This window comes from Halomonas campaniensis (assembly GCF_002211105.1).
Lineage (GTDB): Bacteria > Pseudomonadota > Gammaproteobacteria > Pseudomonadales > Halomonadaceae > Vreelandella > Vreelandella campaniensis_A.
Genome location: NZ_JPUA01000037.1, coordinates 167,783 through 183,092, shown reverse-complemented (window position 1 = coordinate 183,092; position 15,310 = coordinate 167,783). Strand labels below are relative to the sequence as shown.

At 56.7% G+C, this 15,310-nt stretch carries 12 protein-coding genes; 5 read left to right on the top strand and 7 right to left on the bottom strand.

Annotated elements, in window-relative coordinates; translation table 11 throughout:
- Positions 1-23 precede the first annotated feature (23 nt).
- A complete protein-coding gene (locus tag JI62_RS18200; RefSeq protein WP_088701752.1) occupies positions 24-1,235 on the top strand; it encodes an NnrS family protein in 1,212 nt (403 codons plus the stop codon).
- A gap of 72 nt (positions 1,236-1,307) precedes the next feature.
- Here the strand turns inward: JI62_RS18200 and JI62_RS18195 are convergent, their stop codons facing one another.
- The 7 genes from JI62_RS18195 to ubiU all read right to left on the bottom strand — a co-directional run bounded on the left by JI62_RS18195 (position 1,308) and on the right by ubiU (position 7,345).
- Positions 1,308-1,781: a DUF4870 family protein gene (locus tag JI62_RS18195; RefSeq protein WP_227405239.1), complete on the bottom strand. Its 474-nt coding sequence runs from the start codon at positions 1,779-1,781 to the stop codon at positions 1,308-1,310.
- A 127-nt stretch (positions 1,782-1,908) separates the two neighbouring features.
- Complete coding sequence (locus JI62_RS18190; RefSeq protein ID WP_022523538.1) at positions 1,909-2,355, bottom strand: Rrf2 family transcriptional regulator; 447 nt, start codon at positions 2,353-2,355, stop codon at positions 1,909-1,911.
- A gap of 119 nt (positions 2,356-2,474) precedes the next feature.
- Entirely contained in the window at positions 2,475-3,224 is a 750-nt protein-coding gene (locus JI62_RS18185) for an anaerobic ribonucleoside-triphosphate reductase activating protein (RefSeq protein ID WP_088701524.1), read from the bottom strand.
- 70 nt (positions 3,225-3,294) lie between these two features.
- A complete protein-coding gene (nrdD, locus tag JI62_RS23100; protein ID WP_027959384.1) occupies positions 3,295-3,459 on the bottom strand; it encodes an anaerobic ribonucleoside-triphosphate reductase in 165 nt (54 codons plus the stop codon).
- 44 nt (positions 3,460-3,503) lie between these two features.
- Positions 3,504-5,255: a ribonucleoside triphosphate reductase gene (locus JI62_RS18175; protein ID WP_088701523.1), complete on the bottom strand. Its 1,752-nt coding sequence runs from the start codon at positions 5,253-5,255 to the stop codon at positions 3,504-3,506.
- 137 nt (positions 5,256-5,392) lie between these two features.
- Positions 5,393-6,340 carry a U32 family peptidase gene (locus JI62_RS18170; RefSeq protein ID WP_088701522.1) on the bottom strand — a complete coding sequence of 316 codons (948 nt, stop codon included), beginning with the start codon at positions 6,338-6,340 and terminating at the stop codon, positions 5,393-5,395.
- Between the two features lie 9 nt (positions 6,341-6,349).
- The gene (gene ubiU / locus JI62_RS18165; RefSeq protein ID WP_088701521.1) at positions 6,350-7,345 is read right to left on the bottom strand and encodes a ubiquinone anaerobic biosynthesis protein UbiU; all 996 of its coding nucleotides are present in this window, start codon (positions 7,343-7,345) and stop codon (positions 6,350-6,352) included.
- 240 nt (positions 7,346-7,585) lie between these two features.
- Here ubiU and hemN point away from each other — a divergent pair, with 240 nt between their 5' ends.
- From hemN to narJ, 4 genes are all read left to right on the top strand, one after another.
- Complete coding sequence (gene hemN, locus JI62_RS18160; protein ID WP_088701520.1) at positions 7,586-8,971, top strand: oxygen-independent coproporphyrinogen III oxidase; 1,386 nt, start codon at positions 7,586-7,588, stop codon at positions 8,969-8,971.
- Positions 8,972-9,145: 174 nt separating this feature from the next.
- Positions 9,146-12,943: a nitrate reductase subunit alpha gene (locus JI62_RS18155; RefSeq protein WP_088701519.1), complete on the top strand. Its 3,798-nt coding sequence runs from the start codon at positions 9,146-9,148 to the stop codon at positions 12,941-12,943.
- A complete protein-coding gene (gene narH / locus JI62_RS18150; RefSeq protein ID WP_088701518.1) occupies positions 12,940-14,502 on the top strand; it encodes a nitrate reductase subunit beta in 1,563 nt (520 codons plus the stop codon). Before JI62_RS18155 ends, narH begins: the two co-directional genes overlap by 4 nt.
- Positions 14,495-15,307 carry a nitrate reductase molybdenum cofactor assembly chaperone gene (gene narJ, locus JI62_RS18145; protein WP_088701517.1) on the top strand — a complete coding sequence of 271 codons (813 nt, stop codon included), beginning with the start codon at positions 14,495-14,497 and terminating at the stop codon, positions 15,305-15,307. Before narH ends, narJ begins: the two co-directional genes overlap by 8 nt.
- Positions 15,308-15,310: the final 3 nt, after the last annotated feature.

Here is a 15,310-nt window from a genome sequence, read left to right as displayed (position 1 = left end):
GTAATTCAGTGGGGTATTATGCTATGTCGACTATCACCTCCTCCCAACCTGCCTCCAAGCTCAAGCAGCTGCCGTTGTTACGGCTGGCTTTTCGGCCCTTTTTCCTGTTGGCAGCGCTGTTCAGTATTTTATCTCTACTGGTATGGCTGGGCTTTTGGCATGGCAATATTTTGCTGCGCCCTTATGGCGGCCTGGTGTTCTGGCATCAGCATGAAATGTTGTTTGGTTTTGCCGCAGCGGTGATCGGAGGGTTTTTGCTTACCGCTGTACGAAACTGGACAGGACTGCCGAGCTTAAGCGGCGGGCCACTATTGGGACTGGTGGTGTTATGGCTATTGGGTAGAGTGCTGATGGCTTTTCCCATGGATTTGCCAGGATGGCTGCTGCTGGCGGTTGACCTTGCATTTCTTCCCGTGGTCGCCATTGTTATGGCGCGACTGGTCATTACCGCAAAGCGGTGGCGCAACTTGATCTTTATACCTGTGCTGTTGCTATTTGCCACGGCTAACCTGGCGATGCACTTAGGGGTGATGCAGGGTGACGCCGAGCTGATCCGCCAAGCCGCCTACTTGGCCGTACTGTTGATCACACTGATGATGACCGTAGTGGGCGGGCGCGTGATTGCCATGTTCACTGCCAATCGCTTGGGCCGCACCAAACCTGAACCTATTGCTTTACTCGAAGGGGTGACGCTGGTGAGTACGGCTGGCGTAGTCGTGCTGCAGCTGGTCATCATGTTGGGGGTTGCCATTCCTGCTTTATTAATGGGGGGAGTGATGCTCTTAGCGGCGTTGGCCAATACTGTTCGCATGGCGCGTTGGGGTGGGTTGCATAGCTGGCGTGAACCTTTACTTTGGGGACTGCACGGCAGCTACGCCTGCATTCCGCTAGGTCTTGTCATGTGGGTCTTGGCACTCATGGGGCTGATGCGCGTTGAACTTGCTGTGCACGCCCTGACCATTGGTGGCATGGGCACCATGATGCTGGCCATGATGGCCAGAGTTTCGCTAGGTCATACGGGCCGCCCCATACGCACTTTGCCCAGTATTGGTGTGGCGCTGGGCTTAATGCTAATAGCCGCCTTGGTGCGCTCACCCGTCTTGGCGTTATTTCCCCAGATCACCCACTGGACCTATACGCTGAGCATCATCTTCTGGTGCGTGGCCTACGCAATATTCGTAGTGCACTACACTTGGCCGTTGATGCAGGCGCGAGTCGACGGTCAGGATGGCTGAACGAATAATAGATGGCGCCTGCATCCGTCTGGATGCAGGCGTATTAAAACCATTGAGGTATTTAAACGCTCATTAGCGATCAGCCAGGGTGACCCGGGCACCGCCAAAGGCAAGACTGCGTGGGTTAGCCACTGGACGGTTGTTGGTGAGGTGGGTAATGCCTACTCCGCAACGGCCCACCATCCAGATCAGGCAGGCTGTAAAATAGAGGTAACCCAGAGCCCAGGGAGCTACGGCGGGTAGCCCGAGCCAGCCCAGTAGATGCCAAATTCCCGTGAACAACACCCCGCCTAAAAGCCCTACCCAAAACGTTCTAATTTGAAACTGCAAATGGGAAGCGACCCACTCCTCGGCATCGTTTCTCTTCATGTGGGCAATGAGTACCCCTATGGGGGCGGTGACCACCGCTAACACGCTACCCAGAAAGAGCATATAGACAACGATAGCCGTGCCACGCCCGCGGCTTTTCTTAAACGTATTAGAGGAAGTCGACGTTGAAGTGGCCTCTTGAGAAGCGGAGGGCATGGAGGATGGGGAGATAGCCATAGAGAACCTCATTCGGCAAAGTGGGAATCATTAATAGCGCGTTAAAATGCATTTTTAATGCATTTATTGTAGAGCAACTATGCAGAATTTACTTAGCTGAAATTAATAGGGTTGTTTCTAGTGATCGTTAGACATTGACGGTGGGGATACGCATTAGTCCTGCCAACTGCGGGTAACGATTGGACAACACATCTGCCAGAGTATAGCGGTCAAGCACCTCCAGAAACGCTGACAAGGCTTCGTTTAGAATGGGCTGGAGCCGACACGAGGGAGTAATGATGCAGTTGTTATCGCTATGAAAGCACTCGACTAGCTCCATGCCATGTTCCATTTCGCGCACTAGTTTACCTAGCACGATAGTAGCGGGGTCTCGCGTGAGCAATAGGCCACCGTTCTTGCCCCGAATAGCGGTAACGTAGTTCTTCTGGCTAAGCTCCTGAACGACTTTCATCAGGTGATTGCGAGAAATATCAAAGGTCTCTGCGATCTCATTGATAGTAGAACGCTCTTCGCCTTTCACGGCGAGGAAGATCAGCACGCGTATTGAATAATCGGTGAATCGAGTGAGATGCATGGAGTGCGCTTTGCTCCGAGAGTAATCCAACTGTAAAAGAAACATGTTGTATGAACGTTCAGTAAGTTGCAATCAGAACATGGGGGTACCAATACTGGCCTAGGTCAAGAAGGAAAGCGTTAGTGCCTTAGCTCGAGCTGGTCAAAGTGCGGTTTCAAACGGCTTACCAGCGCATTCATCTGAGCTGTAGATGGAGTATTGGCAACTGGCTGAGAATAGGTAGGGTCGAAGCATTGCTCGCTGCGGGCCACCTGCAGCGCATAGTGGCGTACCCCACAGTCGGCAAGACTCAGTGCCAGGCGTTCCACATCGGCAAGCTGAAAATCTTTCCAGTGAATGGTGGTACGGCACTCGAAGTTGAGTCCGCTGTCGAGCAAAGCCTCCAAGCTACGGGCATGCAACTGCCAGATGCCGGGACGGCCGCAGATGCGGTCAAACGCTTTTCCGCGTCCTTTTACATCCAGCCCCACCCAGTCGAGATGCGGTAATAGCTGGGTGAGGCGGTCAGGATAAGGGCCGGCGGTATGTAGTCCCACCTCAAAGCCCAATGCTTTCACTTCCTTTACTGCATCGGACAAATCGGCATTCAGGGTGGGCTCACCACCGCTGAAAACCACCGCCTCCAGCAGGCCTTGCCGGGTGCTCAGGAATTCCAGTATCGCTTGCCACTCCTGGGGTTCACCTCGGCGCGGCGGGATCATGTTGGGATTGTGGCAGTAGCCGCAGCGTAGCGGGCAGCCTTGGAGAAAGACAACGCACGCCAGATGATTGGGATAATCCAGGGTGGTCATGGGCACAAGGCCGGCAATCGGCAGCCGAATCGAAAATAATTTAGTTGTGATGTCGTCAAGTGTCGTCTGCATAGCCATAGTGATATCCCTCTGCTGGGGCGCCTGTCGCCAGACCCCCCAGCCGTCGTTAGAGAAAAGTGAAGGCTAGCTACCGAGAGGCGGCGGCTTCAGTAAAATGGCGTCGCTCCTGGTGTTCGGCACGTTTGCCGATATTGAACTGACTTACCGGGCGGTGGTAACCCATGACGCGGGTCCAGACTTCGCAGCGCTGGCGCTGCTCAGTGGGCAAGCTAGCATATTGAGAGGTTTGCATTAGCGTGTTCCTTAAACGAGTTGATAAAAAGTGAGGCAAATGCCTCAAGCCGTGGCGGCGTCAATTGCGCTCGCCGTTTTTGCCCACAGTGCTTCGTCGCACTTGGGGCAGAACTCATGTTCACCCGCCAGGTAGCCATGCACCGGGCAGATCGAAAAGGTGGGTGTCACTGTGAGGTAGGGTAAGCGAAAGTGAGAGAGCGCCGTTTTAACCAGCTTGCGACAGGCGGAGGCCGAGGTAATCCGTTCGCGCATATAGAGATGCAATACCGTGCCACCGGTATAGCGAGTCTGTAAGGGGTCTTGATGGCTCAGTGCCTCAAAGGGATCATCGGTATGGCCCACCGGCAATTGGCTGGAATTGGTGTAGTAGGGCGCCTCGGGTGTACCGGCCTGAATTATGTCAGGAAAGCGAGTCAGATCCTCCCGGGCAAAGCGGTGAGTGGTGCCCTCTGCAGGGGTAGCTTCAAGGTTATACATATGGCCGGTCTGTTCTTGAAATTCGCGCATCCGCTCCCGGACGTGGTCAAGAAGATCCAGCGCCAGCTGCAGCCCTTGGGCGTCGGCGATATCGCAGCGATCCCCAGTAAAGTTGCGCACCATTTCGTTAAGCCCATTCACACCCAGAGTGGAGAAATGATTGCGTAACGTGCCCAGGTAGCGCTGGGTAAAGGGGTAGAGCCCCTGATCCATTAGTTGCTGAATGCGCTCGCGCTTGAGTTCGAGGCTATCGCGCCCGAGCGACAGTAGGCGATCCAGCTCGCTGAACAGCCCGGCCCGGTCGCCGGCAAAGCGGTAACCCAGCCGGGCGCAGTTGATCGTCACTACTCCCAACGATCCGGTTTGCTCCGCGCTGCCGAACAGACCGTTACCGCGTTTGAGCAGCTCACTCAAATCAAGCTGCAGGCGGCAGCACATGGAACGCACCATGTGAGGTTCCAGATCCGAATTTAGAAAGTTTTGAAAGTAGGGCAGACCGTACTTGGCGGTCAGTGCGAAGAGCCGCTCGGCGTTGTCGCTTTCCCAGTCGAAATCATGGGTGATGTTATAAGTGGGTATCGGGAAGGTGAACACACGCCCGTGGCGGTCACCGGCCTCCATGACTTCCAAATAGGCTCGGTTGATCAAGTCCATTTCAACCTGCAGTTCGCCGTAACTGAACGGCTGCTCCTCTCCACCGATAACCGGTACCTGTTGGCGCAAGTCGTCGGGGCAAACCCAGTCGAAGGTTAGGTTGGTGAAGGGCGTCTGGCTACCCCAGCGCGAAGGCACATTGAGGTTGTAGATGAATTCCTGAAGCGCCTGCTTGACCTGTGCATAGGTGAGGCCGTCCTTGCGCACGTAGGGGGCCAGGTAGGTATCGAAAGAGCTGAAGGCTTGTGCCCCGGCCCACTCGTTCTGCAAGGTGCCAAGAAAATTAACCATTTGCCCGAGGGCACTTGAGAGGTGGCGGGGCGGGTTGCTTTCGGCTCGTCCCGGCACCCCATTGAATCCCTCTAGCAGCAAAGTACGCAGCGACCAGCCGGCGCAATAGCCGCACAGCATATCCAGGTCGTGAATATGCAAATCACCTTCCCTATGAGCTTCCCCCACGGCGTGGGGGTAAATCTCATCGAGCCAGTAGTTGGCTATCAACTTGCCCGAGACGTTGAGGATTAAACCGCCCAATGAATAGCCCTGGTTGGCATTGGCGTGAACACGCCAGTCGGCGCGTTGGAGGTATTCATTGACCGTCGGGGCGACGTCAATATGATGCTTTGCTACCTGAACGCTTGTGGAGCTTTTCACCCAATTCACCTATATATGCTAACTTTAATAAAAATAAATACTATATGTGGTGTTAAAGGGTAAGCGTTCAGGATTTTGCAATAAATGATCCAGATCAAAAATGGTGGGGAAAAATAGTAAGACGTGGTGGCGCCTAGGCTATGGCTTTAGCCAATCATCGTGCGGGTGTTATCCATACCCGGTCGGCCATACCAGTAACCGTCGCAGATTTCAGCATCCACCAGCGTTAAAGGATCGGGAGTAGGTAACCTGCCGTGGCGGGCCTTGTCGAAAGCCTTGACTACCATGGCCATGCCTTCCGCCCGTGGGCTGAGACGTGCCACTGATACCCCCATATCCACCATGACCGTCAGTTCATGGCGCAGATCCTGGCAGGCGCTGGAAAGGGTTTGAATACCGTTCAGGGTAAAAACATCGCGGGATTCTTGTGAACGTAGCACCAAGCCTTCGGGGTACTTTTGGCAGACGAACTTGCAGCGGTCTTTAGGCGTTTGGTGGCGCCGGGCGGTAAAGCAGCGTGATGACCAGGCCAAGGGGAGATGCCCGTAGGCGAATACTTCGCATGGATGGGGAATGCCTGCCTGGTGGCAATCGTGAATAAGCTTGGCCAAATCTTGCTGTGACATTTCCACCGGCGCTTGCCAGCGCTTCATTCCAGCACGTGCCATGACGCCCAGCGTCGCCGGATTGTAGAGGTTCAGCGCGGCACCGGCGATAAACGGCAGCCCAGCACTGGAGAGTCGCTGCAGGGCACTCTGGTCATTGGCCTCGACAATGAAGTCGCCGTTGTCACACAGCTTGCGTAAGTCACGCAGATCGGCTTCGGACTCGATTAGTGTCTGGCTGGCGAGTACCACCTGCTTGCCCGCCTGGGTGAGTTCGCGCCCAATGCCTAGCCAGTCGTCCAGTTTCATGTCGCGGCGCCGCGAGCAGACGGTTTCGCCAAGGGTAATTATCTCTACCGGCCAGTCGGCTGCCTCGCGGTAGAAGTCGGCGTAGCGTTGCCGAGTCCAGTAAAAAAGCACCGGCCCGAGGGAGAGTTGAAGAGGGCCGGTTGATAAGGTCGGTGATGGGGGAGGTGTAGTGTTCGGCATAGTAGGCTCCTATTTCCAGCGGCGTTCGTAGGCGCCTAGGGTAGTGATGGCACCTTCGGAGAGCTCGGCAAGGCCGGCCATCCAGGCGGGTTCTGGATCAAAGCGCTCAGGCTGAGCCTCTAGGCGGTTGAGCGCCTGACGCCAGATCCCGGCCACTTTAGAGACATAGGCGGGGCTGCGCTGACGGCCTTCAATTTTGACGGCGCTAATACCCAGGTCGCGTAGTTCCGGCAATAGCTCCAGGGTATTGAGGCTGGTGGGTTCCTCAATGGCGTGATAGGTCTCCCCCGCCACCTCGAAGCGACCCTTGCATAGGGTGGGGTAGCCCGCGCGCTCGCCTTCGGCGTAGCGGTCGATAAGAACATTGTTAAGGCGCGACTCTAAGCCCTCAGGCGTTTCTTCCCAGCGGACATGGGCTGCTGGCGAGCAGACGCCCCGGGTATTGGGCGATTCGCCGGTCAGGTAGGAGGAGAGATAGCAGCGTCCTTCGGCCATGATGCACAGACTGCCGAAAGCGAACACCTCCAGTTCTACCGGTGTTTGCTTGGCCAGGTCGCGTACCTGAGTGATTGACAGCACCCTTGGCAGTACGGCGCGCTTGATGCCGAAATGCTGGTGGTAAAAGCGTAGCGCTTCATGGCTGGTCGCCGAACCCTGCACTGAAAGGTGCCGCGAGATCTCGGGGTGATGGCGAGTAGCGTAGTCGAGCAGCCCCATATCGGCGAGAATCAGCGCATCCACGCCCAGTTCCGCGGCCTGATCCACGGCCCGAGTCCAGTGTTGCCAGCCATCGGGCTGGGGATAGGTATTAATAGCGCAAAAAACGCGTTTGCCATGTCGGTGGGCGTAATCAATCCCCTCGCGGGCACGTTTGTCAGTAAAGTTTAGCCCGGCGAATTGCCGTGCGTTGGTGATGTTCTGGAAGCCGAAGTAGACAGCGTCGGCACCTTCATCTACAGCGCGCTTTAGGGCGGGTAGGTTGCCAGCGGGACATACAAGCTCCATAGCGAGACTCCTTGCGGGAAAAGTCCGAGCATTTTAGTCACCTATTTTTTGTCAGCTTTTGACACAGGTCATATCGGGGTGGCTTTCAAAAGCGGATAACGCTGCAGAGTAGGCAAGCTGGATGCAGGCAGTTTTTAAAACGTATATTGTATGAATATTAACCAATGATTGTGCCTTCACTTCCAGAGATCTTATTCAGAGACCTCTTTTAGAGCCCCTTTTCAGAGACCAATTTCGATCATGCAAGATGAACTGCTCTTCAATCGCCCCCTGGTAGAGAAATATGACCGCCCAGGCCCGCGGTACACTTCGTATCCCACTGCGCCCCAGTTTCATGCCGCGTTTGCCGAGGATGATTACCGTAGCGCCGCCGAGCGCAGTAATCGGGTCGCAGTACCCAAGCCGCTTTCGGTCTATGTGCATATCCCGTTCTGCAAAAGCCTGTGCTACTACTGCGCCTGCAACAAAATCATTACTCATAATACCGAGCGAGCCGCCGAATACCTGGAGTGGTTAAAACAGGAGATACGTGTTCAGGGAGCGCTGTTCGATACCACTCGGCAAATGACCCAATTACACCTGGGCGGCGGCACCCCAACCTACTTAAGCAACGCCCAGCTAAGCGAACTGATGGCGGCGCTGGACGAGGCTTTTCACTTCGCTGCACCTGAAGAGCGCGAATTCTCGCTGGAGGTAGACCCCCGCACCGTGACCCCCGAACAGGTGTACGAGCTCTACGCGCTGGGCTTCAATCGGTTGAGCTTTGGGGTTCAGGACTTCGATCACGACGTGCAGCAAGCGGTCAATCGCGTCCAGAGCGAAGAGCAGGTGGTATCCCTGGTCAAGGCTGCCCGCGAGGCGGGGTTTGAATCGGTCAGCGTTGACCTGATCTACGGTTTACCGCTGCAGACGGTGGCGAGTTTCGATACGACCCTAACCAAGATTATTGACCTGCAACCGGATCGCATTGCCGCTTATAGCTACGCCCATCTGCCCGAACTGTTTAAAGCTCAGCGGCTAATTCGCCCCGAAGACATGCCGCCCCCCGAGCGCAAGCTGGAGCTACTGGAGCTTACGATTAACCGGCTGACCTCTGCAGGATATGTCTACATCGGCATGGATCACTTCGCCCTTCCGAATGACGAGCTGAGCCTGGCCCGTGAAAATGGCACTCTGCAGCGCAATTTTCAGGGCTACTCTACCCACGCCGACTGCGACATGATTGGGCTGGGCATTACCTCGATTGGCAAGGTGGGCGATACCTACAGCCAGAACGTCAAGGAAACGGCCCAGTATCAGCATCGTTTGGATGAAGGGCGTTTACCGGTCTTCCGTGGCTATCGCCTTAGCGATGACGATCGCCTGCGCCGCGATGTCATTAATACCCTGATGTGTCACGGCCGTCTTGAATTTGCCGCTATCGAGGCCCGACACGATATCGATTTTAGCAGCTACTTCGCGAGTGCCTTGGCGAGCCTCGAAGAGATGGCGGACGACGGACTAATTGCTTTGCGCGACCATGAAATCGAGGTGCTGCCGTCGGGGCGATTGATGATCCGCAACCTGGCCATGGCGTTCGACGCCTACCTGAAACCAACGGAAAACCGTTATTCGCGCACGGTGTAATTTCAACAGCGCCAACCGTCTATTCCTTTACGTTGGCCGCTCTATCACCTTGGGGGTAGATAGGGTGTATATGGAGGTAATCACGCAGTAATTCGCTTGTCGATCACGCAGAATCCACTCCATGGAACCCGCACTGTCGGGTATGCAAATTTCCGAGGAGCCTGGAGATCGACCATGAGTCACTTCATAGATCGGCTGAATTTCTTCCGCAAGTCCCGCGAGCCTTTTGCCAACGAACACGGTGAGCTACGCAGCGAATCCCGCCAGTGGGAAGATAGTTATCGTGCCCGCTGGCAACACGACAAGGTAGTGCGTAGCACCCACGGGGTGAACTGCACCGGCTCCTGTAGCTGGAAGATCTACGTCAAAAACGGTTTAGTTACCTGGGAAACCCAGCAGACTGACTACCCCCGTACCCGTCCCGACCTGCCTAACCATGAACCGCGTGGCTGCCCCCGCGGCGCCAGCTACTCCTGGTATCTGTACAGCGCCAACCGCCTCAAGTACCCCTTAGTGCGCAAGCCGCTGCTGGCGCTATGGCGCGAAGCGCTCAAGGCTAACCCAGACCCGGTCGACGCCTGGGCATCTATTGTCGAAGACCCCGCCAAGACCAAACAGTACAAGCGTGCTCGCGGCATGGGCGGCTTCGTTCGCGGTAACTGGGACGAGCTCAACGAGCTGGTGGCGGCCTCTAACGTTTACACCGCCAAGCAGTACGGCCCCGACCGTATTCTCGGCTTCTCGCCGATTCCTGCCATGTCGATGGTCAGCTACGCCGCAGGTAGTCGCTACCTGTCGCTGATTGGTGGCGTCTGCATGAGCTTCTACGACTGGTACTGCGATTTGCCGCCGGCCTCGCCAATGACCTGGGGCGAGCAGACTGACGTTCCCGAGTCCGCAGACTGGTACAACTCCGGCTACATCATCGCCTGGGGCTCCAACGTGCCCCAGACGCGTACCCCGGATGCCCACTTTTTTACCGAAGTACGTTACAAGGGCACCAAAACGGTCTCGATCACCCCGGATTATGCCGAAGTCTCCAAACTGACCGACGAGTGGCTGTCCGCCAAACAGGGCACTGATGCCGCCCTGGCGATGGCTATGGGCCATGTCATCCTCAAAGAGTTCCACCTCGATAACCCGAGTGCTTACTTCACTGACTATGTGCGGCGTTATACCGATATGCCGTTCCTGGTGGAACTGGAAGTGCGTGAAGATGGCAGCTTCGCACCGGGTCGCCAACTGCGTGCCAGTGATTTTGATGCTGCCCTGGGCCAGGAAAACAATCCCGAGTGGAAAACCGTTGCCTGGGATGAAACCCGTGACCAGCTGGTGGTGCCACGCGGTTCCATCGGTTTTCGCTGGGGTGAAACCGGCGACGAAGTGGGCAAGTGGAACCTGGAATCGCTGGACGCCGCAGGCGCTGAAATCAAGCCGTTACTCAGTTTGGTCAACCACCACGATAGCGTCGCGCGCGTGGCGTTCCCTTACTTCGGTGGCATTGAGCACGAGCACTTTGAGCACGTAAAAGGAGCTGGCGTTGGTGCTGCTGACGACCTGCTGTTCCACAATTTGCCCGCCAAACGCTTGAAGAGAGCCGATGGCAGCGAAATGCTGGCGGTCACCGTTTTTGATCTGATGTTTGCCAACTACGGTATCGACCGTGGCTTTGTCGGCGACGGCGAAGATGATGGCGCGACCTCGTTTGATCAGATTCGCCCCTATACCCCCGCGTGGCAGGAGAAAATCACCGGTGTCCCTGCAGAGCAGTGCACCCGCATTGCCCGTGAATTTGCCGACAACGCCCATAAAACCAACGGCCGTAGCATGATCATCGTTGGTGCCGGTATGAACCACTGGTACCACATGGATATGAACTACCGCGGCCTGATTAACATGCTGGTCATGTGTGGTTGTATCGGTCAGAGCGGTGGCGGCTGGGCCCACTACGTTGGTCAGGAAAAACTGCGTCCGCAGACTGGCTGGACGCCTTTGGCCTTTGGCCTCGACTGGCAGCGCCCGCCGCGCCACATGAACTCTACTTCCTTCTTCTATAGTCACTCCTCCCAGTGGCGCTACGAGAAGCTTGAGATTAAAGAAATTCTTTCGCCGTTGGCCAAGGCTGAGGATTACCCCGGTAGCCTGATTGACTTTAACGTGCGTGCTGAGCGCATGGGCTGGCTGCCGTCAGCACCACAACTGGACACTAACCCGCTACGCCTAGCGAAAAAAGCCGAAGCCGCGGGTATGTCCACTGCCGACTATGCCGTTCAGCAGCTCAAGAGCGGTGAACTGCGCTTTGCCGCGGAAGACCCGGATGCACCAGAGAACTTCCCGCGCAATATGTTCATCTGGCGCTCAAACCTGCTGGGTAGTTCCGGCAAGGGCCATGAGTACATGCTCAAGTACCTGCTGGGTACTCGCCACGGTATTCAGGGTAAAGATCTGGGCGACTTCGGCGGCCAGAAGCCCGAAGAAGTGGTATGGCGTGACGAGGCGCCGGAAGGCAAGCTCGACCTGCTGGTTACGCTGGATTTCCGCATGTCCACCACCTGCCTCTACTCGGATATCGTGCTGCCGACGGCGACCTGGTATGAGAAGGACGACCTTAACACTTCTGATATGCACCCCTTTATTCACCCCTTGACTGCCGCCACCGACCCGGCCTGGGAATCGCGCAGCGACTGGGATATTTACAAGGGTATTGCCAAAGCGTTTTCCAAGGTGTGTGTAGGCCACCTGGGCGAAGAGACCGACCTGGTCACGCTGCCGATGCAGCACGACTCGCCAGGAGAGTTGGCCCAGCCGGCGGTGATGGATTGGAAAAAGGGCGAATACGCGCCGATTCCCGGCAAGACCATGCCATCGCTGATTGAGGTCAAGCGCAACTATCCCGAAACCTATGAGCGCTTCACTTCTGTTGGGCCGCTGCTGGAAAGCATTGGTAACGGCGGCAAGGGTATCGCTTGGAATACCGATGCTGAAGTCGAGCTGCTGGGCAAACTCAACCACCGCAAGCTGGATGGCCCGCATAAAGGGCGTCCGTTGATCGACAGCGCTATCGATGCCGCCGAGATGATTCTGACCCTGGCACCGGAAACCAACGGCGCTGTGGCAGTAAAAGCGTGGGATGCACTCTCCAAAATTACCGGGCGTGACCACACCCACCTGGCGAGGCCTAAGCACGAAGAGAAAATTCGCTTCCGCGATATCGTCGCTCAGCCGCGCAAGATTATCTCCAGCCCGACTTGGTCCGGCCTTGAGGATGAGCATGTCTCCTATAACGCCGGTTATACCAACGTTCACGAGCTGATTCCCTGGCGCACCGTGAGTGGTCGTCAGCAGTTCTATCAGGATCATGCCTGGATGCGCGCTTTCGGCGAAAGCCTGCTGGTCTATCGTCCGCCCATCGATACCAAGGCGGCCAAAGGCTTCCAGCTTCCTGCCGACAACGGCTTCAAGAGCAAGGCGCTGAACTTCCTCACGCCGCACCAGAAGTGGGGCATCCACTCCACTTACTCGGACAACCTGCTGATGTTGACGCTCAACCGAGGCGGCCCGGTGGTGTGGCTCTCCGAGGCTGACGCGGCGGAGATCGATATCGAGGACAACGACTGGATCGAGGTCTACAACGCCAACGGCTCGATTGCCGCGCGGGCAGTGGTCAGCCAGCGGGTCAAGGCGGGCATGGTGATGATGTACCACGCCCAGGAGCGCAACGTGAACGTCCCTGGCTCTGAGATCACCGGCACACGAGGCGGAATTCACAACTCCGTCACCCGTGTCTGCCCCAAGCCAACCCATATGATCGGCGGCTACGCGCAGCTCTCTTACAGTTTTAATTACTACGGCACCGTCGGCTCAAATCGCGATGAGTTCGTGTTAGTGCGCAAGATGAAACACGTTGACTGGCTGGATGGTGAAGGCAATGACAGTGTTCAGAAGAACAGTGCTCAGGAGGCCGTGAAATGAAAATTCGTTCCCAGGTAGGCATGGTTCTCAACCTTGATAAGTGTATTGGTTGCCACACCTGTTCGGTGACCTGCAAAAATGTCTGGACCAGTCGCGAAGGTATGGAGTACGCCTGGTTCAACAATGTCGAGACCAAGCCCGGTATTGGCTATCCCAAAGAGTGGGAGAACCAGGCCAAGTGGAAGGGCGGCTGGATGCGCCGTAACGATGGTCGGATTGAACCGCGTATTGGTGGCAAATGGCGGGTGCTGGCGAACATTTTCGCCAACCCCGACTTGCCCGAGATGGATGACTACTATGAGCCGTTCACTTTCGACTACCAACACCTGCATACCGCCAAGATCGGTGAGCACCAGCCGGTGGCGCGTCCGCGCTCGCTGATTTCCGGTCAGCGTATGAAAAAGATCGAGTGGGGCCCGAACTGGGAAGAGATTCTTGGCACCGAGTTCGCCAAGCGGCGCAAAGACGCCAACTTCGACAAGGTGCAGGCAGATATCTACGGCCAGTTCGAAAACACCTTCATGATGTATCTGCCGCGTCTGTGCGAGCACTGCTTGAACCCAACCTGTGTAGCGGCTTGCCCCAGTGGTGCGATCTACAAGCGGGAAGAGGACGGCATCGTTCTAATCGACCAGGACAAGTGCCGTGGCTGGCGTATGTGTATCTCCGGCTGCCCCTACAAGAAGATCTACTACAACTGGAAAAGCGGTAAGTCCGAGAAGTGTATCTTCTGCTACCCGCGTATCGAGGCCGGTCAGCCGACCATCTGTTCCGAGACCTGTGTGGGCCGCATTCGCTATCTCGGCGTGCTGCTGTATGACGCTGACCGTATAGAGGAAGTGGCAAGCTCCCCTGACGAGCGTGACCTCTACCACCGCCAGTGCGAGATTTTCCTAGATCCTAACGATCCGGAAGTGATTGCCCAGGCCAAGCGGGATGGCATCCAGGATAACGTCATCAAAGCCGCCCAGGCCTCACCGGTCTACAAGATGGCTATCGACTGGGGATTGGCGCTGCCGCTGCACCCGGAATACCGCACGCTGCCGATGGTGTGGTACGTGCCGCCGCTGTCGCCGATTCAGTCCGCCGCTGAGGCGGGGCATGTAGAGTTCGATGGCATCCTGCCCAAGATCGAATCACTGCGTATCCCGGTGAAGTACCTGGCCAACCTGTTGACGGCAGGCGAAGAGGAGCCCGTGGTGTTGGCACTCAAGCGCTTGATGGCGATGCGTGTCTACATGCGCAGCAAGCACGTGGAGGGGGCCCCCAACGCCGAAGTGCTCGATGCCGTGGGGCTGAGCGTGGCCCAAGTAGAGGAGATGTACCGCTACCTGGCCATTGCCAACTACGAGGATCGGTTTGTGATCCCCACCAGCCATCGTGAAATGGCCACCGAAGCCTTCCCTGAACGGGGAGGATGCGGCTTTACCTTTGGTGATGGTTGCCACGGTGAGAGCCAGCCCAGCCTATTTAACGGCCGTAAGCAGACCAGCGTGTTGGTAAAACCGGTAGAGGTCTTCGACCCGCAGCCACAACTTGAGGAGTCTCGTCATGACTGAAGCCGCTACCCAATCGCCAACCCCGGTTGAGCCGTCGTTCGAGCCGCTACAGGGTATGCGTAGCCTACGCGTACTGGCCCGCCTGCTCGATTACCCGACCCAGGAACTTCAGGATGCCAGCGGTGAGCTCATCGAAATTCTCAATGCCGAGCGCCGCCTGGGGGCGGCTCTCAAAGCGTCGCTAATGGAGTGGTGTCAGCGTCTCCAAGAGGGCGACCTGCTAGAGCTGCAGGCCGAGTACGTGGCCATGTTCGATAAGGGGCGGGCGACGTCGCTGCTGCTATTCGAGCACGTTCACGGTGAATCACGTGACCGTGGCCAGGCCATGGTGGATCTTATGGCCGAGTACAGCGCGGCCGGTTTTGAGCTGGATGCCCGTGAGCTGCCCGATCATCTACCGGTATTTCTTGAATACCTTTCAATGTGCGATGAAGCCGAGATCGGCCGCTGGCTGGGCGAAATACGCCATATTCTGGCGCTGCTGACCGCGCGGCTGGAGGAGCGGGGAGCGGATCACGCGCTGGTACCGTTGTCACTGTTGGCGTTAATCGGCGCCGAGGGCGATGTCGAGGAGCATCGGCCCCAGGTCAAGAAAGAAGTGCCTGACAACACCCCCGAAGCCTTGGACGCCGTATGGGAAGAAGAAGCGGTGCGCTTCTCGGCAACCTCTGACGAAGACTGCGCGCTGCAGTCTGCCGAAGGGCGGCGGCTTGCCGAGCGCAAAAATGCAGTGCACAGCGACCCCGTCAAAATCATGCCGTCCGCCTGGAGCACTGCCCCTTCCTCTACCGTGGTCGATCGCTAAAAG